Below are 24,835 nucleotides of genomic sequence, written 5' to 3'. Positions count from 1 at the left end.
TGCCCTGGCAACAGATCAGATATAGAAGTCGAGCTCTTCTTGTCGCTTCAACAGATCCCGCATAGTGTACGGGTCCTCGCCGAAGAAATAGAGCAGACCCCAATGATTACCGAATGCAGTACGTTTGGTGACCTTTTCGGCCTGTGGTGCGGTGAGCTCGTGCGAGTCGAAGTAATCGTGATCTTCGGTCTCCGGCGGCACCGACAGTCGACTCACCACCCGCCGACGCGGATAAACACCGAAGCAACCCGCGTGACCGGTGGCATCCACCACTTCCTTCGGGAAGAAATCGTCGATCTCGGCCTCGGTGGTTTTCGGATCGAACGCCAGCACCAATGCGTGGTAGGCGTTGAAACCATAGGTCCGTTCCAGCAGTTCGAACACCTTGAAACCCGGCGGGCGGTAGGCGACTTCGCCGAAATACATTTCCCCGTCGCTGGTGACGAAGTACTCCGGGTGAATGAATCCGAACTCGATATCGAAGGTCTTGATCAGCTTCTCGACCTGCCGGGTGATCTCGGGCCGGTACTTCTCCAGTTCCGGGGTGGCGGGCACGAACACCGAGTAGCCGAGCGTCACGTACTCCGAGATGTTCAGGAAGGCGATGCGGCCGTTGTGGACCCAGGCCTCGACCGCGAACTCCCAGCCGTCCAGGTGCGATTCCATCAACATCGGGAACTCGTCGTCGGGGATCGTGTCGACCTCGTCGGGGGTCCGGATGATCCGATGGCCGAGGCAGCCCGCCTTGTCGAACGCCTTGAGGTGAATCGGATCGTTGGGATCACCGTCGAGTTTCAGCAACGTTTGATTGACGCGCTTAAGGAAGCGGATCACGTCATCGCGTTCGTGCGCCTCTTCGAAAATGCCGACCCGGATGCCACCGAGTTGCGCGCGCCGCTTCATCAACGATTTGTCGCGCAGCAGCATGGACTGGCCGAGCAGGCGGGGATTGTCGAGCAGGACGGAATTGATCGCGCCCGCCCACTCCACCGTCTCCTCGAAGATCGGAATGGCGACGTCGACCCCTTTCGCCTTCAAGGTCTCCGCGATCTCCATCGAACGGTCGTTGAGCCGCTCGAAATCCCAGGGAATATAAGGAATGTTGTGCTCTGAGCAATAATCCTGCGCCCATGCGGGCGCGACCACGATATAGCGGCGATCGAACCGATCCACCGCCTCGACCGCGTTCAAACTCCAGCCGAGTAGCGCTACGTAACCTTTGTTCGGGTTTCGACTTTTCGATTCGTCAGCTGAGATCGACAAACCCTATCCCTTCTCGAACGCCGCAGCCCGGGCACCGTGACTCGGAGGAATCCCTGCAGGGCCGCTATTCGCCTGGAGTACCCGGCCCCCGCGCGGGCAACCATGACGAAGCTGTGACCGGCCCGACCAGCACCCACCTCACCGCGCGACTACGCTCGGGGAATGCCCGGTCCCGAGACCCTGCCGCCGCCACGCAACGGCGCCGGCCTCACGGCCTTGGTGCTCGGCATCATCGCCTGCGCGGTCTCCTTCATTCCCGTCGTCAGCGAGTTCGTCGCCGCCCCAGCCGGTATCGGGGCCGTGGCGGCCGCGTTCGTCGGCTGGGATCGCATCGAGAACGGCGTGGCCACCAACCGCGCCGACACGATCGCGGGCGGGATCCTCGGCGCGGTGGCACTCGCGGTGACGGCACTGGTCTACCTCGCGACACATTCGGGCTGACCTGCCGAAGTTGTTGTCGGGCAACGTGCTCGGCGGGCGGCGAACTGTTGGTCTGCACGTGCGCGACGAAGTCCGTAGCCTGAGTTCGTGATTACTCTCAAGAAGGAAGACGGCGCGGCCGATCTCGCCGGTATCACCAAAATGAGCGTGGGGGTGAGCTGGGACCCGTCGGCGGGTTCCAGCGGTGGAATTCTCGGCATGGCCCGGCGCAAGCGCGGTGTCGACCTCGACCTGATCGCCGTGCTGTTCCAGGGCGGTGAGCCGGTGCGGTTCGCCGGTCTGGATTCGCTCGACCCGCTCGGCAACGGCTCGGTGCTGCACACCGGCGACGAGCAGACCGGTGCGGCCGCGGGCGACGACGAGACCGTGCACGTCACCTTCGCCAATGTGCCCCCCGCTATCGACTCCATCGTCTTCGTCGCCGTCGCGTTCAAGAAGGGATCCTCCTTCGAGAAGGCGAACAACGTTTCGTTCAAGATCTACGACGCCACCGGCGGTGACACCCAGCCCGTGGCCGATATCTGGCCGTCGCTGCTCGGTGCGGAAAACGCCAACGCGATCGCGCGGACCTTCCGCAACGGCCCGGTCTGGCAGCTGGAAGTCCTCGACCGCAAAGGCAAGATCAAGCAGGGCGACCGTCAGGCGTTGCTGCGCTTCGCGATCGGCTGACACCACCTCGGTAGGGCTCGGCGCGTGCTGCGCCGGGCTCGGCCGCGCCTACCTCACCTTTCGCACATTTGCGACATCAGCGAAGTTCGTCAAGTCCACGCGATTTCGGTGTTCCCTGAATAGTTGCTGCGATACGGTTTTCCGCATGGACGACATCGAGTTGGATTTGCCGAGCGTCGCTACTTCTCACAACGCCGGACGCATTCTGGAAATCGGCGCAGTCGGTCTGCGCAACCCCCTGCCCATCGACGGCGAACAGACCCACGCCTACGTCTGCTGCGTCGACGGCACCACCCTGCAACTCCCGGATTCCCTGCAGAACTGGGCCATGCAAACCCTCGCCGCGAACTTCGACCTCCGCGCCACCGGCCTACCCTCCCTGTTCCCCTGCCGCTTCGAATTCGGCATCCGCGACGGCGCGGCCTACGCGGTCCCGGTCACCGAGCGCTCGCAGCGCGAGAAGGCGAACGCATGACAACCTGACGAGCACCTGTCGTCACCCTCATGCACGAGGGACTCACCGGCGTCACCAGCCCGACCGACGAACTCCGGCTCGGAGACTAGGCGATCGGCGGCAGGTGGACGACCTGGCCCGCGTACGCCAGGCCCGCGCCGAAGCCGAGCAGTAGCGCCGTGTCGCCGGGGTCGGCGGCACCGGAGCGGACGAGTTGTTCCATGGCCATCGGGATGGACGCGGCGCTGGTGTTGCCGGTTTCGATGATGTCGCGGGCGACGGCCACCTGCTCCGGGAGGCCGAGGGTGCGGACCAGTGCATCGGTGATGCGGATATTGGCCTGATGGGGGACGAAGGCGTCGAGGTCCGCGGCGGTGATGCCCGCGAGATCGAGTGCGTCCCGGCACGCCTTCTCCAAAAAGGTAACAGCCCAACGGAATACCTCGGTGCCGTTCATCCGGATATAAGGGCGCTGCGAGGTGCCGCCGCTCGCCTCCGCCGCGGCGACTTCGGCGAAATACTCCGCGAAATCCTTGTCCTGCTTGATCGCCGAGGTGCGACTGCCGTCGGAGCCCCACGCGACCGGCCCGATCCCCTCCTGCTCGGCCGGGCCCACGACCACCGCGCCCGCACCGTCGGCGAAGATGAACGCGCACCCACGGTCGGTGGTGTCGAGCAGATCCGACAGCCGCTCCACCCCGATCACCAGCACGTAGCGCACCTGACCCGAGCGCACCAGGTTCGCCGCGTCGGCCAGCGCGTAGCAGAAGCCCGCGCAACCCGCGGACACGTCGTATGCGGCGGTGTCGTGCATGCCGAGTTCGGTGGCCACCACCGCACCCGCCGACGGACCGAGCACCATCTGCGACGAGGTCGCCAGCACCACGGCATCCATCTGGTCGGCTTCGAGCCCGGCCGCCTTCAGCGCATCCTTTGCCGCCGCCACACTCATCGAGACGATCGTCTCGTCGGGCTCGGCCCAGTGCCGGGCGGCGATCCCGGAACGGGTCTTGATCCACTCGTCCGAGGACTCGATCGCCTCGACGATCTCGGAGTTGGGCACAACGCGACGCGGCCGATATACACCGAGACCACAGAGTTGCGCGTGGGTGACCGGAACCGCGGTGGCGATGGGGGTGGGCATGACATCCTCTCCATATGAACCGATCGGTTCACCTAGGTATAGGTTTAACATGAACCGATCGGTTCATCAAGGGGTTAGGAGAAGATCGGATGGCTGCCGGACCACGCGCCCGACTCATCGAGCACACGATCAGCACCGTCCAGGAACACGGTGTCCACGCGTCCTCCCTCAGTGAACTGCTCGAGCGCAGCAGGACCTCGCGCAACTCGCTCTATCAGCACTTCCCTTCCGGCAAGGGCGAATTGGTGCAGACCGCGGCACGGATCGTGGCCCGCCTGGTGTACTCACACGTGAGCTCGATGGCCGACGCCTTCCAGACCGCGCCCTCGGCCCAGCAGTGGCTCACCGACCTGCTCGCTTTCTGGCGAGTCCCGCTGGAAAAGTCCGATTACGCCGCGGGCTCGTTCATGATGGCCGCCGCACTCGACGAACTCGACCCCGCCGTCCAGTCCATCGCGGGCCAGGCCTTCGCCGAGTGGACCGCGCGGCTGGCCGACGGGATCGTCGCCGCCGGGATCGAACGGTCGACCGCGGTGTCACTGGCCGGGTTCCTGCTCACCACCATCGAGGGCACGATCGTGCACAGCCGCGCACTCAAGTCCGCCCACCCGTTCGACCAGGCTGTCACTCAGCTGACGATCCTTTTCAACGTGCACCTGTCGCAGCGCTGATCACGAAATACTGTGCGCCGCATCGAGTTCGGCGCGCAGGGTGGTGATGATCCGGCGGCGTGCCGCGGCACCTTCGGCACTGGGGGTGAGCGGGTACACGTGCACCAGTCCGGGTTCTTCGTAGTATTCGAGGTCGACGCCGGCCTTGCGTGCCTTCGCCTCGAACAGGCGGGCGTCGGGGTTGAGGATGTCATCGGTGCCGGTGAACAGGGTGATCGGGCCAAGGCCTTCGAGGCCGCCGAACAGCGGGCTGACCAGCGGGTCTTTCATCGAGAGTTCGCCGCTCCACAGTCTGCCGAACACCAGGCCGCCGTCGCGACCCAGCCACGGGTCACGCTCGAGGACGGCGTCGATCTCCGGGTTTTCGAGGGTGAGGTCGAGGGCTGGCGAGATCAGGATCGTGCGGGGGACGATATGGCCCGCGTCGCGTAGGTACAGGGCGGTGGACAGGGCGATCTGACCGCCCGCGGAGTCGCCGGCGAGGAAGGTCGGGCCGTGACGCTCGGCCGCCTGGACCAATTCGGCGATCCGCGGAATCACCTGGGCGGCGGTGCCGAACGGGATCAGCGGATAGATCGGGACCGTCACCACGAGATGTGTCTGCGCGGCGATCCTGGCCGCGAGTTGCCAATGTTGCGAAGCGATTTCGCCGACCCAGCCGCCACCGTGCGCGTAGACGAGCGCGCCCCGGGAGATCCCGTCCGACGGGGTCAGGGTGTAAACCGGCCAGCCGCGGTCGTGCAACACCGAGACCTCGACACCACGCAGTTTGCGCGGCGGACCATAGGCGACGGGCCGCAACGCACGCTCACGCACATGAGCCGTCGCGCGTTCGGCATCGCGATAGGTCCGGTTACGCCGGGTGGCCCGCAGGAATCCCGGAATCACGAACCGACTCATCACACCGGGCACCGGCGACCTCCACTCGACGACTCCGACGCAGCCGACGCCGGTGGACGCCAAGTTACTCCGCGCCTGCGTCAGCCGAGGGGTTGCTCGGTGACATCGGTGCGCAAGCTGGTGCCGTTGAGGTCCAGATAGAGCACCCCTTCGGTGACCGACAGGGTGGCGGTATTACGCCGGTCCACCAGTGCTGCCGCATCATCGATGAACGCCCGATCGAAACTGAAAAGCGGAATCTGCGCCGCATTGTGAATTTTCTTGCCCGCATACTGCGCGAGCACCTTCGCCGGATCCCGGTGGGTATAAACCACCGCCCGACCAGCGAGTTTGCTCCCCCGATGAATCCGATCCGCGTCCGGCGCCCCCACCTCGATCCACGCGGTGGTCCGCCCCGTCATATCCCGCACCTGTACCGCGGGCTCGTCGGTAGCCGAAATTCCCCCATCACTGAACACAATCCCCTCCTCGTACTGCAAGCAGTAAGCGAGGATCCGCGTGATCATGTACTCCGCCGTCTCCGAAGGATGGCGAGCCACCCGCAATTCCAGATCCTCGTACACCCCCCGATCCACATCGGCGAGCTGAATAGCGAAGTTGTGCAGTGTTGCGCTGAGTGCCATAGGAGTTGTGAGCCTACCGGTCCCTCCGACCCTGCCCACCGCCACCAGCGCATTCTCACCGTAAGAGATTGATAGCCAAATGATTTGACGGCCACGCTTGGACCGCTCTACTGTCCTCGCGTGCCACGCATCCACTCCGCAGCGCTCGCTAGATGGTCCAATCGACGCTGCGCCGCGCTCGACAGCTTGGAAGCGGTCCATGGTGCTGTCACGGGTCGGCGACGTGGACGCCAATACGCGACCGAACATTTGAACCTGGCCCTGTTCGTCAGTCTCGCGGCAGAATTCCAGGGCTACTGCCGTGACCTCCACGACGACGCGGCAAATGTCTTCGCACTCAGTCTCGGTCCGGCGACTGACCCTCGAATCACTGCTCTACGGGCGACCCTCGTTCGTGGGCGGAAGCTCGATCAGGGCAATGCACAGCCGAGCGCGCTCGGCGCGGACTTTCAGCTCCTCGGCCTCTCACTGTGGTCAGCGGTGCATGCCGCCTACCCGTCGCGGGGTAAGGGCTGGAACGCAACTCTGACCAGCCTGAACAGTGCACGCAACGCCATTGCGCATCGCAATGACGCCCAGCTGGCCGCAGTAAAAGCAGCGCAACCGCTAGATCTGGCCACCTTCAAACGATGGCGCCGGTCGCTGGACGGCGCTGCCACTGGATTCGACAAAGTGACCGGGGCATACTTGACAGAAGTAGCAAGCACCGGCTGGCACGGATAGGAGGTGGGCTCGATGGCAAAGACGAAGAACACCGAGGTGAAGCCGGGAGATCCGGTCCGAGTCCGATGGAGCCTTTACGTGATGGATGCCGTGGTGACCAGCGTCTCGGGCGACAACGTCCACGTCACATTCTCAGTCGAAGGTTCCGACGAACCCGTCAACGGCTTGTATCGCAAGAGCGAGTTGCTCGCCGCCTAGCTTCACGGATTGTCGAGCAACTCTCGTGGTGCGGCTTGGCTCCAGGAGTCGGTGATGATGGCTTCCAGTTCCTCGCGGTCATCGAGGGCTGCCAACCGGACGCGGACCCAGGGGTTGCCTGCTTCGTGGGGGGCGATCCAGAATTTGGTGGGCTCGGCCAGGACCAGTTCGTCGCGTTCGATGATCGGGCAGCGCACCGCCATCGAGGTCTCCTCCTCCGGCAACGTGAGGAACAGCTTGCCCGCTACCTTGAAAATCGGCATGCCCCAGGCGAATTGCTCTGCGGTCTGCGGTAGGGCGAGCACGTAGGCGCGGACGTCATCCCCGGTGACATTCATGTTCTACATCTTCGCAGCGGCCACCGACAGGAATGCCGCTAGTCGACGGCGCCGAGGGTGGCGACTGTCTTTCGGGCGCGGGAGGCGGTGATTCGGCGGCCGATCACTCCGTGGCGGGGGGCGAAGAGGTAGACGAAGGTGAAGGCGATGCCCTGGGTGACGACGACCATGCCGCCGGCGGCGGTGTCGAGGTGGTAGCTGATGTAGAGGCCGGTGACCGCGCACAGGACCGAGATGGTGGGGGCGATGACGAGCATGCGGGAGAAGCGGTCGGTGAGTAGGTAGGCGGTGGCGCCGGGGATGATCAGCATGGCTACGACCAGGACTACGCCGACGGCTTGGAGGGCGACGACCGAGGTCAGGGCGAGCAATGCCAGTAGGGCGGTGCCGAGGATGCGGGGGTTGAGGCCGATGGCGTGGGCGTGGGTGGCGTCGAAGGCGTAGAGGGTGAAGTCGCGTCGCTTCAGGATCAGCGCAACCAAAACGATCGCGGCCAGGATCATGATCTGGATCATCTCGCCGCGGCTCACCCCGAGCAGATTGCCGAAAACGATGTGGTTCAAATCGGTTTGGCTCGGCGTCACCGATACGAGCACTAGACCGAACGCGAACAACGTGGTGAACACGATGCCGATCGCCGCGTCCTCTTTCACGCGACTCGTATCGCGCACCACCCCGATCAGCGCGACCGCGAGGAACCCGAAGATCACCGCGCCGACGGCGAACGGCCAGCCGACGATGTAGGCCAGCACCACCCCGGGCAGCACCGCGTGCGAGACCGCGTCACCCATCAGCGACCAGCCGATCAGCACCAACCAGCACGACAGCACCGCGCACACCACGGCCGCGGTGACGGTGGTGGCCAGCGCGCGCACCATGAATTCGTAGCGCAGCGGGTCGACGAAGAATTCCTCGAGGCTCATCGGTCTTCCTCTACATCCAAGCCGAAGGCCTTGGCCAGGTTTTCCGGCCGCAACACCACCGAGGGGTCGCCGTGTTCGAGCACTCGACGATTCAAAAGCACTGCCTCGTCAGCCAATTGGGGCAGAGCATGGAGGTCGTGCGTAGACACGAGGATGGTGGCACCGTCGGCGGCGAGCTCGCGCAGCAAGGCGGTGATGGTCGCCTCGGACCGCTTGTCGACCCCGGCGAACGGCTCGTCGAGCAGCAGGATCGTGGCCTCCTGGGCGATGCCGCGGGCGACGAACGTGCGCTTCTTCTGACCACCCGAGAGCTGCCCGATCTGCCGGTCGGCGAGCTCGGTGAGATCGACGCGGGCCAGCGCCTCGTCGACGGCGGCGCGGTCGGCCTTGCTGGCCCGGCGGGTGAACCCCATTTTCCCGTAGCGCCCGGTCATCACCACATCGCGCACCGACAGCGGGAAACTCCAGTCCACGTCCTCGGACTGCGGCACGTACCCGAGGCTGCCCGCCTTACGCGCGGCAGCCGGGGCGCGACCGTTGATCAGCACCCGGCCGCGATCGGGCGTGACCAGGCCCATCACGGCTTTGAACAGTGTCGATTTGCCCGAGCCGTTCATCCCGATAAGCCCGCATACCCGACCCGATTTCAAGGTCAGTTCGACATCGTCGAGCGCGAGCACATCACCGTAATGGACTGTCACGTCCTGGATTTCGACAACCGGCGCGGTCATCGAGGCGCTCCGGCGAGTCCGGCCGCGATGGTCTTCGCATCATGGCGGATCAGGTCCAGGTACGTCGGGACGGGCCCGTCGGCCTCGGACAGCGAGTCGACGTAGAGCACCCCACCGAACCGCGAACCCGATGCCTCGACCACCCGCTGCATCGGCGCGTCCGACACCGTCGATTCGCAGAACACGGCGGGTACACCGCGCTGGCGGACGAAGTCGATGGTCGAGCCGATCTGCTGCGGGGTGGCCTGCTGTTCGGCGTTGACCGGCCAGATGTATTTCTCCGTCAGCCCCGCGTCGCGCGCGAGGTAGGAGAACGCGCCCTCGCAAGTGACCAGGGCGCGTTGGTCGGCGGGCAGGGTGCTCACCGCGGCGACCAGGTCGTCGCGCACGGCGCCGAGCTGGGTTTTGTAGGCGTCACCGTTGGCACGGTAAGCGTCGGCATGGTCGGGGTCGAGGTCGGTGAACGCGCGGACCATGTTGTCGACATAGATCTGCGCGTTCACCGGCGACATCCACGCGTGCGGATTCGGCTTGCCCCGGTAGGCGTCCTCGCTGATGTCCATCGGCGCCACACCCTCGCTGACCACCGCGTGCGGCACATCGAGATCGGCGACGAACTGGTTGAACCAGGCCTCGAGGTTGAGTCCGTTGTCCAGGATCAGATCGGCCTTGGCTGCCTTCTTGATGTCCCCCGGCGTCGGCTCGTACCCATGGATCTCCGCCCCCACCTTCGTGATCGATTCGACCCGTAGGTGATCGCCCGCCACATTCCGCGCCATATCGGCGAGGACGGTGAAGGTGGTCAGGACAACTTTCTTCCCGTCGTCATCGGAGGTGATCCCCCCGCAGGCGGTGAGCGCGAACGCCATGACACTCAGAACACCTGCCGCAAGCACCCGGCGTCGCACCGGCGAACGGTAGAACCCAACCTTCATCTCAGAATTATATTGTTCGGCGACCCAAACTTTCAAGTTCTGGGCTCGAAACAGCCAGGAAGACGGCTCAGGATGCCCAGGGCGGGGTGAAGGTGGACCCATCGGGCAGTTCCGCCGCGAAACCGACGCGCACGGTCACCAGCAAGACAGCGGGCTCATCGGTCGCGTTCGCGAGGGCGATCAGCGAGCCCGCGGGCGCGACCGCCGCATCACCTGGTTTCATCGGCGCCGATTCGCCATCGATCGTCAAAGTCACCTCGCCCGACAGCAGCACGAAGGCCTCCTCGCCCAGGATGCGATGCGGCACGCCGACCGACCCCGCCTGCACCTCGGTCTGCCAGACGCACAGTTCGGCACTGCCGGTGCCGGGACGGACGAGCGAGGTGAAGCGAGCGTTGTGCACCTCGTGCACCAGGGCGTCTGCGGAACGGATTACCGGCATTCGAACCTCCATAAGGTCAATCTACTTGTCTATATGGTCAAGTAGATTGACCATTGTGTCAAGTGCCAGAATGACTGTCGTGCCCGCGAACGCAGACCTGCCCCTCCTACTGCTCGCGGCGGCGTCCGAGGTGACCCAGGCGGTGCACGCAGGAGTCACGGCGGCAGGATTCACCGATATCCGGCCGACGCACGGGTTCGCCTTCGCGCGCATGGCGCCCGACGGCGCGACGGTCGGGGAGATCGCCGAGCACCTCGGCGTCACCAAGCAGGCGGCCAGCCAGCTCGTCGACGAGCTGGTCATCAAGGGCTACGCCGACCGCAATCCACACCCGCGCGACGCCCGCGCCCGCCTGATCACCCTCACCGACCGCGGCTGGGCGTGCACACGAGCCGCCGATGCCGCACTGGCCGAGTTCACCCAGAACTGGTCGGAGGCCCTCGGGCCGACGACTCTCTCCCAGGTCAGCAAGGCACTGGGCCGTGTTGTCGCGCCGGGACGGGTTCGCCCGAGTTGGTGAACTCTCACCGACGGCGTAACCAATCGGCGCGCGCCGACGATTTCATACCGGGTATCCGCAAATTTGAAGAATTGGATTTTCAAAACCTGCGCGGCGTCACGGCGAGCGGCATACTCTCGGATTTCAGCGGTGACGCGCCACCGCAGCACCCGGGCCGACGGTTCGGGTCGCGCACTCGTCACGCCACCGTTCGTCCTCGATCTCGGAGAGTCAATGTCAGCCCTAGCCACTGTCCACACCACCGACACCGTCACCCGGCACAAGTACGAGCGGCTCCAGTACACCGGTTCGGCCGGCGTCGTCGCCTCGCTCGAGGACGCCCGCCTTGTCGATCGCTGGCGCGCCGATTACCCCGGCTGGGACGGCGAGCACTGGGCCTTCGACGCGGGCACCGACAGCCCGGGACGACTGCGCCCGATCAATGTCGCGGTGCGCAACAACTGATCAGCGCGACAACTGACCGGCGTGGCGCTGCCCTGATCAGCCACCGTGACAGCTGATCAGGCGGCTCCCGCGGCAGCAGCCCGGTCGACGATCCGCGGGAACGGACTCGTCGCCTCCAACTGATAGGCCAGATCCAGCAGCGTCCGCTCGTCACCACGACGAGCGGCGAGCTGGATCGAACCGGGCAGACCGCTCGACAGCAGTCCGTGCGGCAGCGAAATGCCAGGTCCCCCACCGACATTGTTGAGCGGGGTGAAGCCGACATAGTCGGCGAGTTTGGTGAACAGCGCGTCGAACGGCTGTCCCGGCGCGAGTTCGCCGATGCGCGGCGCCGGGTGTGAGAGCACCGGCGTCAGCAGCACGTCGACCTCGGCGAAATGCTTGTCGTAGGCCGCGACTCCCCCGCGCAACCGCCACGTCGACGCCGCCACCGCGAGCGGATTGCGCTTGGCCATCCCGATCAAACCGGTGGTGAACGGGTCGAGTTTGCGCGGATCGAAATGCCCGCGATGCCCGAGCCGGAACGACAGCGTCATCGCCGCGGCCATCATCGCCCAGTATCGCTTGAAGTCCTCGACGAAGCGCGGATCCACCTCCAGGCGCATCTCGACGATCTCGTGGCCAAGACCCTCGAGCACCTTCGCCGCGGACGCCAGGATGGCGCCGTTGTCGGCATGCACCGGCCGATCGAGAATATCGGCGGTGATCAGGCCGATCCGCAATCGGCGCGCACTCGGCCCCTCCACCAGCCCGACCGGCGCGAGCTTCGGATTCGCCTCGAATCTTTCGACCGCGGCCAGGTAGTGCGCGGTGTCGCGGACCGAGCGGGTGAGCACGCCCTCGGCGACCAGGTGGACCGGCAGATTGCGGGCGCCCGGCTGGTCGAGTAGTCGATTGCGGGTGGTTTTCAAGCCGACCAGACCGTTGGCCGCGGCCGGAATGCGGATCGAGCCGCCGCCGTCGTTGGCGTGCGCGATCGGCACCACCCCGGCCGCGACGAGCGCGCCCGACCCGCCCGAGGACGCGCCCGCCGAGTACTCCGGATTCCACGGATTGCGGGTCGGCGCGCGATGAGTGAACTCGGTGCTCGCGGTGAGCCCGAACTCCGGCAGCGTCGACTTGCCGAGCACGATCACGCCCGAATGCAGGAACTGCGCGGCGGGACCGCTGGTCACCGTAGCCGGGTGCGGGGTGAACGCCGCCGAACCGTGGCAGCTGGGCAGCCCGGCGACATCGGTGTTGTCCTTGACGAACGCGGGCACCCCGGCGAATACGCCTGCGGTTTCCGGCGTCGACGCCGCGCGCTCGAAACACGTCATCTGCACGGCATCCAGACTCGGCTCGACCTGACGGGTCCTGGCGATCGCGGCCTCGATCACCTCCGCCCGACTCACCTCCCCCGCACGCAACGCCGCGGCGAGACCGACAGCGTCGTGTGTCCCGAGGGCATCGTCGGTGAATCCGTGCACGGCAGAGCTCATGCCCGCAGCGTAATGCGAGCAGCAGGCCTTTTGCAGCGGTAACAAGATTCCGCGCAGCCCACCTCGCTCCCGGTCGTATTCGGACTTCCACGGCGCCTCGTCCTCGAAGTGCTCGACTATCGCAATCCTAACGATAATGGTTATCATTAGCACCTTGCTCGAGCTTGGAGGACATGTGGGACACCTGTTGATGGTGGAGAGCTGGGTCGGCTCGATGAGCACCCTGCTGCCGGCGGGGATCAACGACAGCGGCCACGAATTCAGCTTTCTGACCCGAGATCTCGGGCACTACCTGCGGCCGGGAACCCCGGTTCCGCACCCACTACTCGGTGCGGCCAACGTGTTCACCGCCGAAACCAACGACGAGTCGACCCTGCTGCCCTTCGTGCGAAAGCTGCAGGCGGCCTTCGGTTTCGACGGTGTGCTCACCTCGTGCGACTACTACCTGCCGACCGTCGCCGCGATCGCCGCCGACCTCGGCCTGCCCGGCCCCGGTAGGTCGGCGGTGGCCGACGCCTGCGACAAATACCGGACCCGGGTGATCTGCCGGGCCGCCGGTGTCGCGGGCCCCGCTTTCGCCATTGCGCAGGAGTGGGACGAGATTGTCGGCGCTGCAATCGAACTCGGCTATCCGCTGGTGGTGAAGCCGGTCGATCTGTGCGGCGGGATGTTCGTCCGACGGGTGTGCGACGAAGTCGAACTGCGCGCGGCGGTGGCTGCCATCGCCGGATTCCCGATCAATGCCAGAGGCCAACGCCGCTCACCGCGCATCCTGCTCGAAGAGTGTTTGGACGGAACGGAATTCAGCGTGGAGACGGTCACCGTCGCCGGACAGACAACCGTGATCGGGGTGACCGACAAGCGGATCACCGGCGCCCCGGCCTTCATCGAATCGGGCCACATGTTCCCCGCCGACCTCGGGACCGCCGACACCACGGCCGTGTCCGACCTGGCAGTCGCCGCGATCACCGCGCTCGGTCTCGATGCGACCGTCGCGCACACCGAGGTCAAACTCGGCGCGCAGGGCCCACGCCTGATCGAGGTGAACCCCCGCCCCGCCGGCAATCGCATCACCGAACTGGTGCGGCGCGTCACCGGAATCGATCTCACCGCAGTGCACGCCGAAGCGGTGGCGGGCGGAAAGCCCGATGTCACACCACGCGATACCGGCATCGCCAGCGCGGCCGTAGCCTTCGCCGTGCCCACCGACACAGGCCTGCTGACCGGGGTGGACGGTGCGCAGGACTGGGCGACGAACCCTCGGATCGTGGAGCAGAAACTGCCGACCGTCGGCACCGAGGTCCGTCCCGCGACCGACAACAACACCTACCTCGGCCACGTCATGGTGGTGGATGAAACACACTGCACCACTGGCGATCTGGCGCAGCAGCTGATCGCCGAGCTGCGCTTCGACCTCGGTGACGCGCGATGATCGAATCCGCCTTGCGCCCCACCTCGATCGCCGAGCTCACCGACTGGGCGCGGACGGGCCGCCTCGGCCCCGAGCCGACGACACTGCGCGCTTCGACGGCATTTCGCACCACCTACGGCACCCGGCATCCCGGACGTCAGCGCAGTTATCGCAACGAGGTGCTCAGCATCCGGGTCGGCGCGGCCGTCGGTTCCTGCGGACTCGAACCCGGCACGGCCAGTGACGATCTCGTCGACGACTGTGTCGCGGAGACGCTGGCCGAACTGCTCGACCATCCGGTGCCCGCGGTCCGCGTCGCCGCGCTCGACGCCTATCTGATGCATGTGCGCCCGCATCCGCACGCCGGCGGGGCGCGCGGCGAGCCTGTCCTGATCGACGGGCCGACCTCGCTGACGAAGTCGCGCCGACGGGCGAGTGCCGTCGTGGATCTGCTGCCCACCGGGGTGTCGCGGGTGCTTGTTGTCGGCGTGGTCGGTTCGCTGCTGGCCGAATTGCGGGCGCGCGCCATCGCGTATCTGCCGTGCGATCTCGCGGGTGGGGTCACCGAATGGGGTGAACCGATTTTCGAGTCGGTCGAGCAGGCTCCGTCAGATTTCGACGCGCTGCTGGTTACCGGAATGTCTTTGGGTAACGAGACATTCGAGGAATTCCGTGGTGTCGCGATACGGCGCGACCTGCCGCTGGTGCTGTTCGCGCAGACCGGTAGCGCGGTGCTGCCCTGGTTCGTCGGCGCGGGCGTGCACGCGGTGTCGGCCGAGCCCTACCCGTTCTTCTCCCTCGACGGCGGGCCGAGCACCATCGTCACCTACCGAGAGCTGTCATGACACCACCACAGCCCGCACTTCTGCAGTTGATCGGCGGTACGCCTGCCGTGCCGATCCCGTCCGGAAACAGCTGGTACACAGCGAAACTCGAAGCGGCGAGCATCGCGGGCATGAAATCCCGTGCGGCGCTGTCGATGTTGCGTGCCGCATCGGCGCGAGGTGACCTCGCGCCGGGAGCGACGATCATCGAATCCACCAGCGGCACGCTGGGACTGGGACTCTCGCTGGCATGTAAGGCGCTGGGTCACCCGGTGCTGCTGGTAGTCGACGACGAGCTGGAACCCGATCTGCGCGCGCTGTTCTCGGCCTTTCGGATCCCCCTCGACGTGGTCACCGAGCCACACCCGACCGGCGGCTGGCAGCAGGCCAGGCTGGACCGGCTGGCCGAACTGCTCGCCGTCACACCGGGCGCGTACTGGCCCGACCAGTACGACAACCCCGACAACGCGGGCGGCTACCAGGCGATGGGAGAGGAGATCCTCGCCCAGGTCGACACCGTCGACGTGTTGGTCGCCTCGATCGGTTCCGGCGGGCACTGTGCCGGGCTCGCCCGGGTGCTGCGCACGCGCTGGCCCCGGCTGCGGGTGATCGGGGTCGACGCGGTCGGCTCCCGGATCTTCGGCCAGCCCGACCGGCGCAGACTCATGCGCGGCCTCGGCAGCAGCATCCTGCCCCGCAATGTCGCCTACGCCGACTTCGACGAGGTGCACTGGGTGGGTGCGGCCGAGGCGGTCGCCTCGTGTCGCCGGGTCGCGGCGGCCACCGGAATCGCGGGCGGCTGGAGCACCGGCGCGGCCGCCCTGGTCGCGGGCTGGGTCGCCGAGCGCGAACCCGACGCCCAAGTGCTCACCGTGTTCCCCGATGGACCACACCGCTACCTGGGCACTATCTACAACGACGACTGGTGCCGCGCGAACGACCTGTTCGGCTCGCCCGCCACCGAACCCACCGGGATCACCACCCCCGACAGCGTCGAAGTGGTCGGCTGGGGCCGCTGTTCGATCGTGCGTGACCCCGCGGCCGAGGTGAGCGCGTGACCCCGACCGATGCCGCGGCAGCGTCCTTGACCGATGCCGGTGCCTTGACCGATGCCGATGCCGATGCCGATGAACCAGACTCGCGCCTGATCGTGCGTGCCACCGTTATCGAGCGAGCCCAGGCCGGAGCCGACGTGTCCTCTCCCCAGCACGGACCCGCCCGATGAACGGCGTCGATACCTTCCGCGCACTGCCGGGCGCCGTGCGACTACTGCTCGTGAATCACCTTGTGGGCCATATCGGCTTCTACCTGCTCGTACCGTTTCTGGCCGACTATCTTCTAGACGACCTCGCGCTGTCAGCGGCGGTCGTCGGGATCGTGCTCGGGGTGCGCAACCTCAGCCAGCAGGGCCTGTTCCTCGTCGGCGGGTCGGCGGCCGACCGACTCGGCGCACGCGGGGTGATCATGGTCGGCCTCGCGATCAGGGCGCTCGGCTTCGCACTGTTCGCCGTCGGCGGTTCGTTGCCGGTGGTGCTCGCGGCCTCGGTGCTCACCGGTTTCGCCGGGGCGCTGTTCAATCCGGCGGTCCGCGCGTTCATCTCCCGCGACAGCGGTGCGCAATCGGCGCAGGCATTCGCGCTGTTCAATGTCTTCGGCAATGCGGGCTCGGCGATCGGGCCGGTGCTCGGCACAGTGCTGATCGCCGCCGGGTTCCGGATCTCGGCGCTGGTCGCGGCCGCGATCTTCGCGGTACTGGCCGTGGTGCAGTGGCTGCTGCTGCCCGCGCGACCGGTGCCGACGCACGACGGTGGGGTCGGCGCCGATTTCGCGACGGTGTTCACCGATCGCCGGTTCTGGGCGTTCACCCTCGCGCTGACGCCGATGTTCGCCTTGCAGAGCCAGATCTACTTCCTGTTCACCCTCCAAGCGCAGGACAGCGCCGGGCCGGGACACGGTCCGGGGGCGGTGGCCGCGCTGTTCGTGGTCGAGACGATCGCCGTGGTGGCGCTGCAGGTGCGAGTCACCACGGTGCTGGCGCGCCGACCACAGCGTGGGTCCGCGATGGCGCTGGGGATGGCGGTCATGGGTGCGGCGTTCCTGGTGCCGCCTGCCGCTGCGGGGCTCGTCGCGTTCAAGGGAAATGGCGTGGTGGGAACGGTAATCCGGGTGTCCCCGGTGGTCGCGGCCGCAGTGCTGCTCGCGATCGGTGTGACCGCGGTGCAACCGTTCGTCAACGAGGCGATCGGCCGCTTCGCCGGACCTCGACTGACCGGCACCTACTTCGGCGCGTTCTATCTCGCGGCCGGACTGTTCACCGTCGTCGCCACCTCGTCGACCGGCGCGGTGCTCGATCGCACCGGCGGCCCACTGAGCTGGCCGCCCTCACTGTTGTGTGCCGCGGCCGGACTGCTGTCGGCTGCCGCGCTGCTGCGACTGCATCACCGAAAACTGCTGCCTGAAGCCGAAACTGCCCCGCTCGAGCCAGATGTCGATCACAAGGCGATTGTCACGGTCGACGACACGCCAGTCGCGCGGTCGGACATCGAGCAGGTCGCCACAAACAGCCCCTACAGCTTACGGCCGGAGACACGCGGCGGGCTGCGGTCGAGGACTTCGGCGACGCATCCGATGAAAGGCGCTGCCTCCGATGATGATTGATCTCGCCTCGCCGGGGATCGGCGTCGGGCGCGCTTTCGGCAGCTGCGGGGAGCTCCTACAGGGCGTCACCGAACAGGACCGACACTTCCTGGTCACCCTGCCCATCCGACGCGGCACGGTCGCTGTCTTCGAGCCGAGCGACGACGGCATAACCGTTGCGCCACCGGGGAAGTCGAAAGCCCATCGGCTCGCGAGCGCGATGATCGCCAGGTCCAGTGTGCTGCGCGGTGGACGACTCACCCTGCACAGCGAACTCCCCGAGGGCAAGGGACTGGCGAGCTCCACGGCCGATCTCGTCGCCACCGCCCGCGCCATCGCCGACGCCGAGGGCCGCACCGTGCCCCTCGTCGAACTCGAAGCCGACCTGCGCGCCATCGAACCCTCTGACGGCGTGATGTACCCGGGCACCGTCGCCTACTTTCATCGTGAGGTTCGGCTACTCGCCCGGCTGGGCACCCTCCCCGCGTTGACGATCGTCACCGGCGACGAGGGCGGCTCGGTCGACACCGTCGAATTCAACCGGGCCGAACCCTGTTTCGGCCCTGCCGAGAAGCGCGAATTCGGCAGGCTGCTCGGCGAACTCGGCTCGGCGATCACCCACGGCGACGTCGCCACGATCGGCGCGGTGTCCACCTGCAGCGCGGTGTTGAGCGCGGCGACGCGTGACCGTCCACACCTGGACGAGACCATCCGGGCTGCCCGCGCGATCGGCGCTGCCGGTGTCGTCGTCGCCCACAGCGGCACGACCACCGGCATCCTGCTCGCCGACAATGACCCGCACTTGCGCGAGCAAGTCCTTGCCGCACAACAGATCTGCGCCGATTTCGCCTGTTCGATCACGGTGCACCACTCCTGGCGACCCGGCGGGCACGCCGAGCAGCGCGTCTCCACCGTCGACCACCCACACCTGCTCACCAATCCCCGAACAGAGAGCACGCCGCGATGATCACCGTCGACCAGATCCGCTTCACCTACGACGGTCGAATCACCCTCGACAACATCAGTTTTCACGTCGATTCCGGCAGCACGCTCGGGCTGATCGGCCCCAACGGGTCGGGCAAATCCACGTTGCTGCGGCTGATGTATCGGGCCCTGCGCCCTGCGGGCGGGTCCGTCGTGATCGATGCGACGCCGGTGGAGAAGTTGCGCGGGCGCGGGCTCGCGAGCCGCCTCGCCGTCGTCGCACAGGAGGCACCGCCCGACACCCCGGTCACCGTCGCCGAGACCGTCCTACTCGGCAGATCCCCGTGGGTCGGTGCGTTCCAAGGGTATTCGCGTGCCGACCGGATCGCCGCCGCGGCCGCACTCGAGCACGTCGGGGCACGCGAACTGGCCGAGCGCCGTTTCGCCACCCTCTCCGGCGGCGAACGCCAGCGCGTCCTGATCGCCAGAGCACTGGCCCAGCAGGCCGACCACCTACTCCTCGACGAACCGACCAACCACCTCGACATCCGCTACCAGCACGAATTGCTCACCCTGGTCCGCGGTCTCACCGAGACCACCACCGTCGTGGTGCTCCACGAACTGAACCTGGCCGCCCGCTACTGCGACCGCCTCGTCCTGCTCGACCAGGGCACGGTCGCCGCCGCCGGAACTGTCGAGGAAGTACTCACCCCACAGATCCTCGAACCCGTCTACCAGATCCCCGTCCGCCGCACCTGCGCCTTCGGCGCCGTCCAACTCCTCTTCGGCCCGGCCACCGAGCCCGGTAACCCGGCAACAGGTCGCGAAAGTGCGGACAGCACGTCAACGGCCGACCCCGAAGCGGCCAGCTCCCGAGACGACCTCGCGCCGACCGACCTCCCCGAAACGGCGGCAGCGGGCGCGATCGTCCGAGACACCACCGGACCCGACATTTCCTCCCCCAGCGCCGGATCGACCACGGCCGATACGAGAGAGGCGGCCACACGATGACCGCGACGCTGGTGCCGGATGCCCCCATCGATGACCTCGACCACGCCCGTCACCGGGGCCGAACGCTGCTACTGATCACCGGCCTGACCCTCGCGCTCGCCCTCACGCTGGTGGTCGCGGCCGGGCTCGGACCAGTCTCCGTCCCGCCGGGCACGGTCGCGCGGATCATCGGCCATCACGTCTTCGGCCACCCGGTGACTGTCGACTGGACCACCGCGCAGGACTCCATCGTCTGGCTGGTGCGGGTGCCGCGCGTGCTACTCGGCGCGCTCGTCGGCGCCGCACTGGCGATCACCGGCGCGGTGCTGCAGACCATCGTGCGCAATGTGCTCGCCGACCCGCACATCCTCGGCGTCACCTCCGGCGCCTCGACCGGTGCCGCGGTGTACCTGCTGTTCGGCGTCACCGCGGCGACCACGACGACGGCGCTCACCGCGAGCGCCTTCCTCGGGGCACTGGCCGCGACGGCACTGCTGTTCGCGATCTCGCGAATCAACGGACAGCTCACGTCCTTGCGACTACTCCTCGGCGGGGTCACCATCGGCTACATCTTCTCGGCGGCGACCAGCTTCCTCATCTTCGCCTCCGACCAGCCCGAAGGCGCACGAACCGTGCTGTTCTGGCTGCTCGGGTCACTCGCGCCCGCCGCCTGGACGTCCGTGGCGACCACCGTGACGGTCGTCGCGCTGACGCTGATCGCGGTGCTGCTGATGGCGCCGCGCTTGGACGCGCTGGCAGCGGGCGACGACACCGCGCGCACCCTCGGCATCGCCCCGAACCGGATCCGGCTCTACGCGCTGATCGTGGTGGCGCTGGCTGTCGGCTCGGTGGTCGCGGTCGCGGGCGCGATCGGCTTCGTCGGGCTGATCGTGCCGCATGTGGCGCGGTTGTGCACCGGGGGAACCCACCGCCGGCTGGTCGTGACCAGCGCACTGATCGGGGCACTGTTCCTGGTCGTCGCCGATGTGGCGGCACGCACCGCGTTCGCCCCGCGGGAGCTGCCCATCGGGATCGTCACCGCGGCTGTCGGCGCACCCCTGCTGCTCGTGCTGATCCGCCGATTCCGCGCGGCGGGCCCGTCCTGAATTCCTGTACACCCTTCTCCACCAATCGATGAGGAACACCGATCACCATGCTCACCACCTCGGCCCGCCGCTCCGCCGTACCTGTTCTCGCACTGATCACCACGGCCATCGTGACCGGTTGCGGCACACCGGCTTCGACCACCGCCTCGGCGACAGATGGTTTCCCCCTGACGGTTTCGAGCTGCGGTCGCGACGTCACGTTCACCTCGCCGCCACAGCGGGTGGTCACCGTCGGCTCCATCGCCGCACCGCTGATCGCCGCCGCGGGCGCTCCCGACCGCATCGTCACCCGCACCTTCGAAGCCGCCTCGTTCCCCGGCCAGTACGGCGCCGCGTTGCAGGATGTCGAAATCACCGCGCCCACAGCTGAACTCGCCCGCGAGGAGATCATCAACCGTGCTCCCGACCTGGTCGTCAGCGTCGAAGGGCTCTCGGTGACCCACGAGGACCTCGCCCAGGTGAACATCCCGCTGATCGTCACCCGCGGCTACTGCAAGGACGCGGCCGGAACCTTCGCCGACACCTTCGCCGACATCGCGCTCTACGGAAAGCTCTTCGGCACCGCGAGCGCCGCCGACGCCGAGGTCGCCACGCTGAAACAGCGCGTCCAAGCCGTGACCGAACGACACAGCGGCACAACGGCTTCCCGTCCCGCGGCCACGCTGATCCTGTCCCGCGACGGCGCCCAGCTCAAGGCCTACGGCGCCAAGAGCACCGTGCACGAACAGATGCGAATCCTCGGCCTCGACAACATCTACGGCGACATCGACAAGCGCAATTTCGAAGCCAACACCGAAACGCTCATCGCGGCGGACCCCGAGGTGATCATCCTGCTCACCCAGGGCGACCAGACGCCCGACGAAGTGCGCACCACCTTGCGTCAGCGGCCCGAACTCGCCGGTCTGCGCGCCATCCGCGACAACCGGATCATCGTGGTGCCCTTCGGCTACACCGGCCCCGGACCGGTGGCGGTCGAGGGCCTGGAAGTGCTCGACCGTGAACTGACGGCGCTGCGGTGACCGCGCACCTGGAAATCACCCTGGATCGCCCGGGCGAATCCGCGCACTGACCGGGATCACTGGCGCGGTCACGGCATACACGGCACTATCGAACGCGTGGAACACTTGCGAATCGCACGACGTTCGGGTGCTGGGTCGTGACCGCGCTGGCACCCGGTGAGAACCGGCCCGCACCCGGTGATCAGTTGACCGTCACGGTCGCGAGTTCGGCGTCGGTCGACGTGTCGGCACTGCTGGTGAACACCGCGGGCAAGGTCCGTTCCGACGCCGACTTCGTCTTCTTCAATCAGCCCTCCGGGCCCGGTGTGGTGTACCGGCACGGCAACGGTGGGCCCGATGTGGTGTCGGTGCAGACCTCGGCGTTGCCCGCGGATGTGGACAAGGTGGTCGTCACCGCCAGTCTCGACGGTCGTGGGCCCGCGACTTTCGCCTCGGTCGGCGCACTGACCACCACCATCGAATCCGGTTCCACCGCACTGACTTTCCCGATATCCGGGCTCACCACCGAGAGCGGTGTGGTGTGTGTGGAGGTCTACCGCCGCAACGGGGCATGGAAGGTCCGCGCGATCGGGCAGGGGTACGACGACGGCCTCGCGGGAATCGCATCAGCCTTCGGAGTGAACCTCGACGACGAGCCCGAACCTGTTGCGCCGCAGAGCAGTTCCGGTAGCCCGGCGCAGGGGTCCGGCTATCCGCCGCAGGGCACGCCTGTCCATCCGCACCAGCCCGGGTCCAGCGCGCCGCCTCCCGGCCAATTCGCCCCACCACCCGGAGCTCCCCCAACCGGCACCCCGGGCTACCCACCGCCCGGCCATGGCCCCGGCGCCCCCGCACCACAACCGATGTATGCCTCTCAGCAAGGAGCCCAGCCCGTGCACAGCGACCTGTTCGACCCCTCGCATGCCGAGGTCAACGGCCTCGGTATCCAGAAGCAGGGCGGCAAGATGGTGAAGGTCGGCATGAACGGGGAGGTGATGGCGCGGGCCGGGTCCATGGTGGCCTATCAGGGTGACCTGAAGTTCGAAGCGCAGGGCTCCGGCGGCATCGGTCGTGCCATCCGCCAGCACCTCACCGGCGAAGGCGTGCCGCTGATGAAGGTGATCGGCCGCGGCGACCTGTTCCTGGCCAACAGCGCCGCCGACGTGCACATCATCGACCTCGACGGCACCGACGGCCTCACCATCAACGGCGCCAATGTCCTCGCCTTCGACTCCACCCTGCGCTACGACATCGGCCGCGTCCAGGGCGCCGCGGGCTACGCCTCCAACGCGGGCCTGTTCAATTGCGTCTTCACCGGCCGCGGCCGCATCGCCATCACCACCCACGGCACCCCGGTAGTCCTCACCGTCGACCAGGCCACCTACGCCGACCCCAACGCCGCCGTAGCCTGGTCCTCGAGCCTGCAAACCGGCATCAAACGCAACGACTCCTTCGGCCTGGGCCGCCTGATGGGCCGCAGCACCGGCGAAGCCAGCACCCTGGCCTTCTCCGGCCGCGGCTTCGTCATCGTCCAACCCTCCGAACTCCCCCCGGGCGGCCTCCTCGGCGGCACCGGCGGCGGTCAGCAAGCAGGCACCGGCGGCAGCCTCTTCGGCTGATCCGAACGTAGAAAAGGCCGATACCTGAGCGGGTATCGGCCTTTTCTGTGCGTACTAGTTCGCGCGTTCCTTGCGGGCCTGGCGGCGGGCTTCACGCATGTCGTTGAGTTCCTGCTCCAGGCTTTCCGCGATGCGGAACTGGCCGGTGTCGTAGATGCTGGTCGGCTCGATCGCCTCGTAGCCGAAATTGGCTTCGGCGAACGCCTTTTCGACGCGGGCCTCGATGTCGGAGATGGCGCTCTTGCGCGCGGCCGGGACCGCGTCGGCGACGGGCTCTGGCTTGGCCGGTTCCTTGGGGGGTTCCGGGGCGGCGACGGGCGCCGGGGCGGGCGGGACGCGCTTGGCGGTGATCTTGTCCGCCGACGACGGTTTGCCGATACCGAAGCGCTTGCGCTTCTCGGGGGTGCGGCCGTTGCTGACCGGCTCGGTGGGAGTCCAGGCCGGCTCGCGGGTGATCGGGGTCGTGGCGGCCGTTTCGACGGCGGCGACCGCTTCGGCGCGGGCGGCACCCGACATCGGCGGGGTGTAGGTGAGCCGGATGCCCTCGGTGGTCTGGCGGGCGAGGATGGTGTCGGCCGGGTCGGGCAGGTCCCTGACCTGACTGGTCGCGCGGGTGATCGCGAGACCGTAGCGCGCGCTGACCGCGTCGTGGATCAACAGCGCGACACCGATCATCACCGGCGCCACCGCGTGCACCGCCACGTCGTACCAACGCCCGTCGCGCACATAGGGATAGGTGTTGAGGGTGACCGTGAGGCCGAGCAGCGCGAGCTCGGCGAGGGCGACCTGGCGGCGATTGTCGATCACACCCCACTCGGCAACCTTGTTCGTGCCGACCATGATGATGATCAGACACACGCTGATCATCGCCTCGAGCAGATAGCTGAACCAGAACAGCGGATCGCTCGGCCCACCGGGCGCGATGTTCTGCTGCACGTTCACCGCCGACCACAGCATGCCGGCGCCGACCACGCCTGCCAGCGCCTTGAGCGACCAGGACCGGTGCCGATACAGCGAAGCCAGCCGCGCGTGCGGGCTCGATTCGCGCCGCTGGGCGGCCATCGCCTTCCGGGCGAGCAGCAGATCTCGCATGTCGGCCTTCTCGATCGCTTCGGTGGTCTGACGGCTGCGGTCCGAGGCGGATGCCATCGCCTGGGTGTGCTTCCAGCGCTGCTCGCGATCCTGCTCGCGGATGCGTTCGGCGAGTTCGCGTTCGGCGCGCAGCTCGTCCTCCGACAGCGCGTCGGTGAGGGCTGGATCGAATTGATAGGCAAGGCGCCCACGGGCACGTTCGACTCGCTCGGCGAGCTGGCTGACGTCGTCGGTGGGACCGGACTCGATCGTCATGCCAGACCACCGCCCGGGGCGCGCAAAGGCAGGCAGGTGACCACACGTGTGAACGGCACACGCCATTCTTAGTCGATAT

The 24,835-nt window shown here is 67.1% G+C and carries 29 protein-coding genes; 18 read left to right on the top strand and 11 right to left on the bottom strand.

Translation table 11 applies throughout. From position 1 onward, the window contains the following. Nucleotides 1–15: 15 nt before the first annotated feature. Nucleotides 16–1,056, bottom strand: coding sequence for an acetyl-CoA carboxylase biotin carboxylase subunit family protein (locus ACFW6D_RS19995; RefSeq protein ID WP_379330327.1), 1,041 nt, complete (start codon nucleotides 1,054–1,056; stop codon nucleotides 16–18). 369 nt (nucleotides 1,057–1,425) lie between these two features. On the opposite strand from ACFW6D_RS19995, the gene ACFW6D_RS19990 reads away from it, so the two are divergent. The 3 genes from ACFW6D_RS19990 (at nucleotide 1,426) to ACFW6D_RS19980 (ending at nucleotide 2,848) form a co-directional block, all read left to right on the top strand. After that, complete coding sequence (locus tag ACFW6D_RS19990) at nucleotides 1,426–1,704, top strand: hypothetical protein (RefSeq protein WP_379330160.1); 279 nt, start codon at nucleotides 1,426–1,428, stop codon at nucleotides 1,702–1,704. Nucleotides 1,705–1,791: 87 nt separating this feature from the next. Continuing rightward, the gene (locus tag ACFW6D_RS19985; RefSeq protein WP_379238605.1) at nucleotides 1,792–2,373 is read left to right on the top strand and encodes a TerD family protein; all 582 of its coding nucleotides are present in this window, start codon (nucleotides 1,792–1,794) and stop codon (nucleotides 2,371–2,373) included. 145 nt (nucleotides 2,374–2,518) lie between these two features. Then, nucleotides 2,519–2,848: a hypothetical protein gene (locus tag ACFW6D_RS19980; protein WP_379330158.1), complete on the top strand. Its 330-nt coding sequence runs from the start codon at nucleotides 2,519–2,521 to the stop codon at nucleotides 2,846–2,848. Nucleotides 2,849–2,933: 85 nt separating this feature from the next. Here the strand turns inward: ACFW6D_RS19980 and ACFW6D_RS19975 are convergent, their stop codons facing one another. Continuing rightward, nucleotides 2,934–3,971 (bottom strand): beta-ketoacyl-ACP synthase III, encoded by a 1,038-nt coding sequence (locus tag ACFW6D_RS19975; RefSeq protein ID WP_379330156.1) that lies wholly within the window; start codon nucleotides 3,969–3,971, stop codon nucleotides 2,934–2,936. An 89-nt stretch (nucleotides 3,972–4,060) separates the two neighbouring features. Here ACFW6D_RS19975 and ACFW6D_RS19970 point away from each other — a divergent pair, with 89 nt between their 5' ends. After that, nucleotides 4,061–4,642 (top strand): TetR/AcrR family transcriptional regulator, encoded by a 582-nt coding sequence (locus ACFW6D_RS19970; protein WP_379330154.1) that lies wholly within the window; start codon nucleotides 4,061–4,063, stop codon nucleotides 4,640–4,642. On the opposite strand, the gene ACFW6D_RS19965 is transcribed toward ACFW6D_RS19970, so the two are convergent. Next, nucleotides 4,643–5,542 (bottom strand): alpha/beta hydrolase fold domain-containing protein, encoded by a 900-nt coding sequence (locus ACFW6D_RS19965; RefSeq protein ID WP_379330152.1) that lies wholly within the window; start codon nucleotides 5,540–5,542, stop codon nucleotides 4,643–4,645. Nucleotides 5,543–5,622: 80 nt separating this feature from the next. Beyond that, nucleotides 5,623–6,165, bottom strand: coding sequence for a YaeQ family protein (locus ACFW6D_RS19960; RefSeq protein WP_379330150.1), 543 nt, complete (start codon nucleotides 6,163–6,165; stop codon nucleotides 5,623–5,625). Between the two features lie 120 nt (nucleotides 6,166–6,285). Between ACFW6D_RS19960 and ACFW6D_RS19955 the strand changes: the two genes are divergently transcribed. Then, complete coding sequence (locus ACFW6D_RS19955; RefSeq protein WP_379330148.1) at nucleotides 6,286–6,888, top strand: hypothetical protein; 603 nt, start codon at nucleotides 6,286–6,288, stop codon at nucleotides 6,886–6,888. Nucleotides 6,889–6,900: 12 nt separating this feature from the next. Continuing rightward, nucleotides 6,901–7,086 (top strand): hypothetical protein, encoded by a 186-nt coding sequence (locus ACFW6D_RS19950; protein ID WP_379330147.1) that lies wholly within the window; start codon nucleotides 6,901–6,903, stop codon nucleotides 7,084–7,086. Between the two features lie 2 nt (nucleotides 7,087–7,088). On the opposite strand, the gene ACFW6D_RS19945 is transcribed toward ACFW6D_RS19950, so the two are convergent. The 5 genes from ACFW6D_RS19945 to ACFW6D_RS19925 all read right to left on the bottom strand — a co-directional run bounded on the left by ACFW6D_RS19945 (nucleotide 7,089) and on the right by ACFW6D_RS19925 (nucleotide 10,455). Next, nucleotides 7,089–7,424: an MmcQ/YjbR family DNA-binding protein gene (locus ACFW6D_RS19945; protein ID WP_379330145.1), complete on the bottom strand. Its 336-nt coding sequence runs from the start codon at nucleotides 7,422–7,424 to the stop codon at nucleotides 7,089–7,091. 38 nt (nucleotides 7,425–7,462) lie between these two features. Beyond that, on the bottom strand, nucleotides 7,463–8,347 hold the full coding sequence (locus tag ACFW6D_RS19940; RefSeq protein ID WP_379330143.1) for a metal ABC transporter permease: 885 nt from the start codon (nucleotides 8,345–8,347) through the stop codon (nucleotides 7,463–7,465). Next, nucleotides 8,344–9,078: a metal ABC transporter ATP-binding protein gene (locus ACFW6D_RS19935; protein WP_379330141.1), complete on the bottom strand. Its 735-nt coding sequence runs from the start codon at nucleotides 9,076–9,078 to the stop codon at nucleotides 8,344–8,346. The genes ACFW6D_RS19940 and ACFW6D_RS19935 overlap by 4 nt, the downstream gene beginning before the upstream one ends. After that, nucleotides 9,075–10,013 carry a metal ABC transporter substrate-binding protein gene (locus ACFW6D_RS19930; protein ID WP_379330139.1) on the bottom strand — a complete coding sequence of 313 codons (939 nt, stop codon included), beginning with the start codon at nucleotides 10,011–10,013 and terminating at the stop codon, nucleotides 9,075–9,077. Before ACFW6D_RS19930 ends, ACFW6D_RS19935 begins: the two co-directional genes overlap by 4 nt. 67 nt (nucleotides 10,014–10,080) lie before the next feature. After that, a complete protein-coding gene (locus ACFW6D_RS19925) occupies nucleotides 10,081–10,455 on the bottom strand; it encodes a cupin domain-containing protein (RefSeq protein WP_379330137.1) in 375 nt (124 codons plus the stop codon). A gap of 79 nt (nucleotides 10,456–10,534) precedes the next feature. Between ACFW6D_RS19925 and ACFW6D_RS19920 the strand changes: the two genes are divergently transcribed. Both ACFW6D_RS19920 and ACFW6D_RS19915 read left to right on the top strand, forming a co-directional pair. Beyond that, nucleotides 10,535–10,975, top strand: a complete 441-nt coding sequence (locus ACFW6D_RS19920) for a MarR family winged helix-turn-helix transcriptional regulator (RefSeq protein ID WP_379330135.1) — start codon at nucleotides 10,535–10,537, stop codon at nucleotides 10,973–10,975. Nucleotides 10,976–11,188: 213 nt separating this feature from the next. After that, nucleotides 11,189–11,419, top strand: coding sequence for a hypothetical protein (locus ACFW6D_RS19915; protein ID WP_379330133.1), 231 nt, complete (start codon nucleotides 11,189–11,191; stop codon nucleotides 11,417–11,419). Nucleotides 11,420–11,475: 56 nt separating this feature from the next. Here ACFW6D_RS19915 and ACFW6D_RS19910 read toward each other — a convergent pair whose 3' ends face one another. After that, nucleotides 11,476–12,900 (bottom strand): amidase, encoded by a 1,425-nt coding sequence (locus tag ACFW6D_RS19910; RefSeq protein ID WP_379330131.1) that lies wholly within the window; start codon nucleotides 12,898–12,900, stop codon nucleotides 11,476–11,478. Between the two features lie 154 nt (nucleotides 12,901–13,054). Here ACFW6D_RS19910 and ACFW6D_RS19905 point away from each other — a divergent pair, with 154 nt between their 5' ends. The 10 genes from ACFW6D_RS19905 (at nucleotide 13,055) to ACFW6D_RS19860 (ending at nucleotide 23,409) form a co-directional block, all read left to right on the top strand. After that, nucleotides 13,055–14,332 (top strand): ATP-grasp domain-containing protein, encoded by a 1,278-nt coding sequence (locus ACFW6D_RS19905; RefSeq protein ID WP_379330129.1) that lies wholly within the window; start codon nucleotides 13,055–13,057, stop codon nucleotides 14,330–14,332. Beyond that, the gene (locus ACFW6D_RS19900; RefSeq protein ID WP_379330127.1) at nucleotides 14,329–15,156 is read left to right on the top strand and encodes a hypothetical protein; all 828 of its coding nucleotides are present in this window, start codon (nucleotides 14,329–14,331) and stop codon (nucleotides 15,154–15,156) included. The genes ACFW6D_RS19905 and ACFW6D_RS19900 overlap by 4 nt, the downstream gene beginning before the upstream one ends. Then, the gene (locus ACFW6D_RS19895) at nucleotides 15,153–16,193 is read left to right on the top strand and encodes a PLP-dependent cysteine synthase family protein (RefSeq protein WP_379330125.1); all 1,041 of its coding nucleotides are present in this window, start codon (nucleotides 15,153–15,155) and stop codon (nucleotides 16,191–16,193) included. Before ACFW6D_RS19900 ends, ACFW6D_RS19895 begins: the two co-directional genes overlap by 4 nt. Further along, nucleotides 16,190–16,360, top strand: a complete 171-nt coding sequence (locus ACFW6D_RS19890; protein WP_379330123.1) for a hypothetical protein — start codon at nucleotides 16,190–16,192, stop codon at nucleotides 16,358–16,360. The genes ACFW6D_RS19895 and ACFW6D_RS19890 overlap by 4 nt, the downstream gene beginning before the upstream one ends. Then, nucleotides 16,357–17,793, top strand: a complete 1,437-nt coding sequence (locus ACFW6D_RS19885) for an MFS transporter (RefSeq protein ID WP_379330121.1) — start codon at nucleotides 16,357–16,359, stop codon at nucleotides 17,791–17,793. The genes ACFW6D_RS19890 and ACFW6D_RS19885 overlap by 4 nt, the downstream gene beginning before the upstream one ends. After that, nucleotides 17,783–18,739: a hypothetical protein gene (locus tag ACFW6D_RS19880; protein WP_379330119.1), complete on the top strand. Its 957-nt coding sequence runs from the start codon at nucleotides 17,783–17,785 to the stop codon at nucleotides 18,737–18,739. Before ACFW6D_RS19885 ends, ACFW6D_RS19880 begins: the two co-directional genes overlap by 11 nt. After that, nucleotides 18,736–19,707 carry an ABC transporter ATP-binding protein gene (locus ACFW6D_RS19875; protein ID WP_379330117.1) on the top strand — a complete coding sequence of 324 codons (972 nt, stop codon included), beginning with the start codon at nucleotides 18,736–18,738 and terminating at the stop codon, nucleotides 19,705–19,707. Before ACFW6D_RS19880 ends, ACFW6D_RS19875 begins: the two co-directional genes overlap by 4 nt. After that, the gene (locus ACFW6D_RS19870) at nucleotides 19,704–20,792 is read left to right on the top strand and encodes a FecCD family ABC transporter permease (RefSeq protein WP_379330115.1); all 1,089 of its coding nucleotides are present in this window, start codon (nucleotides 19,704–19,706) and stop codon (nucleotides 20,790–20,792) included. The genes ACFW6D_RS19875 and ACFW6D_RS19870 overlap by 4 nt, the downstream gene beginning before the upstream one ends. A 47-nt stretch (nucleotides 20,793–20,839) precedes the next feature. Continuing rightward, nucleotides 20,840–21,811 (top strand): ABC transporter substrate-binding protein, encoded by a 972-nt coding sequence (locus ACFW6D_RS19865; RefSeq protein ID WP_379330113.1) that lies wholly within the window; start codon nucleotides 20,840–20,842, stop codon nucleotides 21,809–21,811. Nucleotides 21,812–21,948: 137 nt separating this feature from the next. Then, nucleotides 21,949–23,409: an AIM24 family protein gene (locus tag ACFW6D_RS19860; RefSeq protein WP_379330111.1), complete on the top strand. Its 1,461-nt coding sequence runs from the start codon at nucleotides 21,949–21,951 to the stop codon at nucleotides 23,407–23,409. Between the two features lie 54 nt (nucleotides 23,410–23,463). Here the strand turns inward: ACFW6D_RS19860 and ACFW6D_RS19855 are convergent, their stop codons facing one another. Further along, nucleotides 23,464–24,756 carry a hypothetical protein gene (locus ACFW6D_RS19855; RefSeq protein ID WP_379330109.1) on the bottom strand — a complete coding sequence of 431 codons (1,293 nt, stop codon included), beginning with the start codon at nucleotides 24,754–24,756 and terminating at the stop codon, nucleotides 23,464–23,466. Nucleotides 24,757–24,835: the final 79 nt, after the last annotated feature.

This window comes from Nocardia sp. NPDC058705 (assembly GCF_042749305.1).
Classification (GTDB): domain Bacteria; phylum Actinomycetota; class Actinomycetes; order Mycobacteriales; family Mycobacteriaceae; genus Nocardia.
This window is presented reverse-complemented; position numbering and strand designations above follow the sequence as displayed.

Excerpts from the sequence above, each read along its gene's own strand:
- ACFW6D_RS19995 (WP_379330327.1), bottom strand. The coding sequence starts at position 1,056 with ATGGAGATCGCGGAGACCTTGAAGGCGAAAGGGGTCGACGTCGCCATT.
- ACFW6D_RS19990 (WP_379330160.1), top strand. The coding sequence starts at position 1,426 with ATGCCCGGTCCCGAGACCCTGCCGCCGCCACGCAACGGCGCCGGCCTC.
- ACFW6D_RS19980 (WP_379330158.1), top strand. The coding sequence starts at position 2,519 with ATGGACGACATCGAGTTGGATTTGCCGAGCGTCGCTACTTCTCACAAC.
- ACFW6D_RS19975 (WP_379330156.1), bottom strand. The coding sequence starts at position 3,971 with ATGCCCACCCCCATCGCCACCGCGGTTCCGGTCACCCACGCGCAACTC.
- ACFW6D_RS19970 (WP_379330154.1), top strand. The coding sequence starts at position 4,061 with ATGGCTGCCGGACCACGCGCCCGACTCATCGAGCACACGATCAGCACC.
- ACFW6D_RS19965 (WP_379330152.1), bottom strand. The coding sequence starts at position 5,542 with ATGAGTCGGTTCGTGATTCCGGGATTCCTGCGGGCCACCCGGCGTAAC.
- ACFW6D_RS19960 (WP_379330150.1), bottom strand. The coding sequence starts at position 6,165 with ATGGCACTCAGCGCAACACTGCACAACTTCGCTATTCAGCTCGCCGAT.
- ACFW6D_RS19950 (WP_379330147.1), top strand. The coding sequence starts at position 6,901 with ATGGCAAAGACGAAGAACACCGAGGTGAAGCCGGGAGATCCGGTCCGA.
- ACFW6D_RS19945 (WP_379330145.1), bottom strand. The coding sequence starts at position 7,424 with ATGAATGTCACCGGGGATGACGTCCGCGCCTACGTGCTCGCCCTACCG.
- ACFW6D_RS19940 (WP_379330143.1), bottom strand. The coding sequence starts at position 8,347 with ATGAGCCTCGAGGAATTCTTCGTCGACCCGCTGCGCTACGAATTCATG.
- ACFW6D_RS19935 (WP_379330141.1), bottom strand. The coding sequence starts at position 9,078 with ATGACCGCGCCGGTTGTCGAAATCCAGGACGTGACAGTCCATTACGGT.
- ACFW6D_RS19930 (WP_379330139.1), bottom strand. The coding sequence starts at position 10,013 with ATGAAGGTTGGGTTCTACCGTTCGCCGGTGCGACGCCGGGTGCTTGCG.
- ACFW6D_RS19925 (WP_379330137.1), bottom strand. The coding sequence starts at position 10,455 with ATGCCGGTAATCCGTTCCGCAGACGCCCTGGTGCACGAGGTGCACAAC.
- ACFW6D_RS19915 (WP_379330133.1), top strand. The coding sequence starts at position 11,189 with ATGTCAGCCCTAGCCACTGTCCACACCACCGACACCGTCACCCGGCAC.
- ACFW6D_RS19910 (WP_379330131.1), bottom strand. The coding sequence starts at position 12,900 with ATGAGCTCTGCCGTGCACGGATTCACCGACGATGCCCTCGGGACACAC.
- ACFW6D_RS19900 (WP_379330127.1), top strand. The coding sequence starts at position 14,329 with ATGATCGAATCCGCCTTGCGCCCCACCTCGATCGCCGAGCTCACCGAC.
- ACFW6D_RS19895 (WP_379330125.1), top strand. The coding sequence starts at position 15,153 with ATGACACCACCACAGCCCGCACTTCTGCAGTTGATCGGCGGTACGCCT.
- ACFW6D_RS19885 (WP_379330121.1), top strand. The coding sequence starts at position 16,357 with ATGAACGGCGTCGATACCTTCCGCGCACTGCCGGGCGCCGTGCGACTA.
- ACFW6D_RS19880 (WP_379330119.1), top strand. The coding sequence starts at position 17,783 with ATGATGATTGATCTCGCCTCGCCGGGGATCGGCGTCGGGCGCGCTTTC.
- ACFW6D_RS19875 (WP_379330117.1), top strand. The coding sequence starts at position 18,736 with ATGATCACCGTCGACCAGATCCGCTTCACCTACGACGGTCGAATCACC.
- ACFW6D_RS19870 (WP_379330115.1), top strand. The coding sequence starts at position 19,704 with ATGACCGCGACGCTGGTGCCGGATGCCCCCATCGATGACCTCGACCAC.
- ACFW6D_RS19865 (WP_379330113.1), top strand. The coding sequence starts at position 20,840 with ATGCTCACCACCTCGGCCCGCCGCTCCGCCGTACCTGTTCTCGCACTG.
- ACFW6D_RS19855 (WP_379330109.1), bottom strand. The coding sequence starts at position 24,756 with ATGACGATCGAGTCCGGTCCCACCGACGACGTCAGCCAGCTCGCCGAG.